The sequence below is a fragment of the Candidatus Darwinibacter acetoxidans genome, from assembly GCF_041936445.1.
Taxonomy (GTDB): domain Bacteria; phylum Bacillota; class Limnochordia; order Darwinibacteriales; family Darwinibacteriaceae; genus DTU010.
In genome coordinates, this window is the sequence record NZ_JBHGXH010000220.1 from 1 (window position 1) to 2,015 (window position 2,015).

A 2,015-nucleotide genomic window follows, 5' to 3' on the forward strand; every position below is an offset into this window, starting at 1 on the left:
CTGGGATCGAAGGGGTATTTTCCGATGTCAAATAGGGTATCGATAGGGTATCTGTAAAGGTAATATAGTCATCCGGTAGGGTATTTTCTTTTAATATTTCAAGAAAATGCACTATCAGTGACGTTTCTGGAACCTCCTGCAACCGCCTTGCTGCACCTATCGCTTGCTTTGATCCCTTGATAGGGTTGTAGCGCACAAAATTCTTGATCAGCACAACATCTTCATCGGTGCATACCTGCTCCTGCAGCAGTCCCAGGGTTGCCGCATACCTTTCTTCAGTCCAGCCCAGGTCGTGGCAAGCGTAAAGCGCCGGCAGGTAAAACAGGCCGCACATATTCCCATGAGGGCATGTCAGCAGGTAGATAAATAGCATCTTTGCATCATCCGGTAGTTCCCGGAACTTCTCGTCATGCCAGATCCTTGTCGCGATGTTTACATATCGGCTCAAGTTATCACCCCCGCTCCTCCAGATCCATTATCAGCACAGCCACCTCATAGTCGGGCCTGTCCACCGCCTCGGCAACCTCCCACACCTTGGCGCCGCGCTCCCGCAGCTCCCTGACAGTTTCCAGCTCGTCTTTCGTCCATGCCAGGTTCCAGTCGCCCCCGGCGATATAAAACCGGTCGCGCTTGGCGTAGTCAAGGTGGCGCAAGTCAACGGCCTGGCTCATTTCTCTTCCTCATAGCGGATACAGCTGGTCCACGACTTGCCGCCGCAGAGCTCACAACCTTCAACGCATTCACCGGCATCTGTTGCCCAGAAGTAGGTGCATGTGGGACAGAGACATGCTCGGCAATGATCGCTGTCGGGGTCGTAGGGGTCGTAGCAGAATTTAGGTAAACTTTCGTCGGCCTCCAGCAGCTCCGGGTTCTCGTAGACGTTGCCGATGACTTCAAAATACCGCTCCCAGTCCTCCCATGTGAAGTCTGCGCAGAAGCCGTCATCGTAAAGCAGCCCGTATTCCTTGCCGTTGTAAGTCACCGCACCACACGGGGCATAATAGGGGGTCCCCACAACCCGCACAATATCCCCCTCGTATATCTCCCGGCCGTTCTTGTCGTGCAGGCCGGTGGATTGCATCAGCACCACCTCGTCGCGGGCATACCTGAAGCTCATACCGTCGCGCATCTCCTCCACAGCTTTCTGCGACATAGCGTTGACCTCGAACATATATTTTTTGAGCCTTGACCACGCCCGAAACTTGTACTCTCTCACTTCTCCGCCTCCTGACATTCGGGGCAGACATCTTCCCATTCGCCCCGGTGTTTTTGGCTCTTCCAACCGTTGGCCTTTTTGTAATTCACAGCATCGTAAAACTCGAAAAAATCCTCATCAGCATCTTCGCCGCAGATGTCGCAGGTCAGGCTATAAATTCCGCAATTTCCATCAATCGTCATGGGTTTATCCCTCCTCCGGGGGCAGGTTGCCCCACCCCCGCTACCTGCTGCCTCAGCCCCGTCTCAAAATCCCCCCCGACCTCCGGCAAGCCCAGCGTCCGGTGGATCTCGGCCTGCTCTTCGGCGTCTTTAGCCACGTGCCGGGTGCCGTTTTCATAAAGGTAGGCATACTTCCAGCCGGGGGTGACCCACAGGGATATTTCGATACCGTCGATCTGGCGCTCCCAGCTCATCCGGGTGTAGCCGCGTAGGCGCTTCACACCCTCCACCTCCTCCGCAATTTCATCATCCGTTCTTCCACTCTTCTCTCCTCTTCGGCTATTCTTTCCTGCTCCTCCGCCCATTGGCGGTAATAACCATCCTGGCCATAATCAATGTCGCCATAGCACATAGAGCAAACTCTTTGGCCTTCCGGTATAGGCATACCGCAACATACGCAATGGTTGCTCATACTATCTCCCCCTTCTCCGCCACCCGGACCATGCGGCCCGTGGCGGCTTGAATAGCTCTTTTAAACCCCACCGCATCCGAATTGCCATCTGAAAGATGCAGCAGCATAACCTCCCGGACCGCCGACAGATCATTTACCGCCAGGAATGTCAGCACCCGGTCAAGGC

Annotated in this window: 4 protein-coding genes and 1 pseudogene; all 5 read right to left on the minus strand. The window is 54.8% G+C overall.

Translation table 11 applies throughout. The features are described 5' to 3' along the window. A pseudogene (locus tag ACE4YL_RS08330) lies at window positions 1–448 on the minus strand (hypothetical protein); the annotation flags it as partial. A gap of 4 nt (window positions 449–452) precedes the next feature. After that, entirely contained in the window at window positions 453–671 is a 219-nt protein-coding gene (locus tag ACE4YL_RS08335; RefSeq protein WP_461369503.1) for a hypothetical protein, read from the minus strand. Beyond that, window positions 668–1,216: a YopX family protein gene (locus ACE4YL_RS08340; protein ID WP_461369504.1), complete on the minus strand. Its 549-nt coding sequence runs from the start codon at window positions 1,214–1,216 to the stop codon at window positions 668–670. The genes ACE4YL_RS08335 and ACE4YL_RS08340 overlap by 4 nt, the downstream gene beginning before the upstream one ends. After that, window positions 1,213–1,398: a hypothetical protein gene (locus ACE4YL_RS08345; RefSeq protein WP_461369505.1), complete on the minus strand. Its 186-nt coding sequence runs from the start codon at window positions 1,396–1,398 to the stop codon at window positions 1,213–1,215. Before ACE4YL_RS08345 ends, ACE4YL_RS08340 begins: the two co-directional genes overlap by 4 nt. Further along, window positions 1,395–1,658 carry a hypothetical protein gene (locus tag ACE4YL_RS08350; RefSeq protein ID WP_461369506.1) on the minus strand — a complete coding sequence of 88 codons (264 nt, stop codon included), beginning with the start codon at window positions 1,656–1,658 and terminating at the stop codon, window positions 1,395–1,397. Before ACE4YL_RS08350 ends, ACE4YL_RS08345 begins: the two co-directional genes overlap by 4 nt. Between the last annotated feature and the right edge of the window lie 357 nt (window positions 1,659–2,015).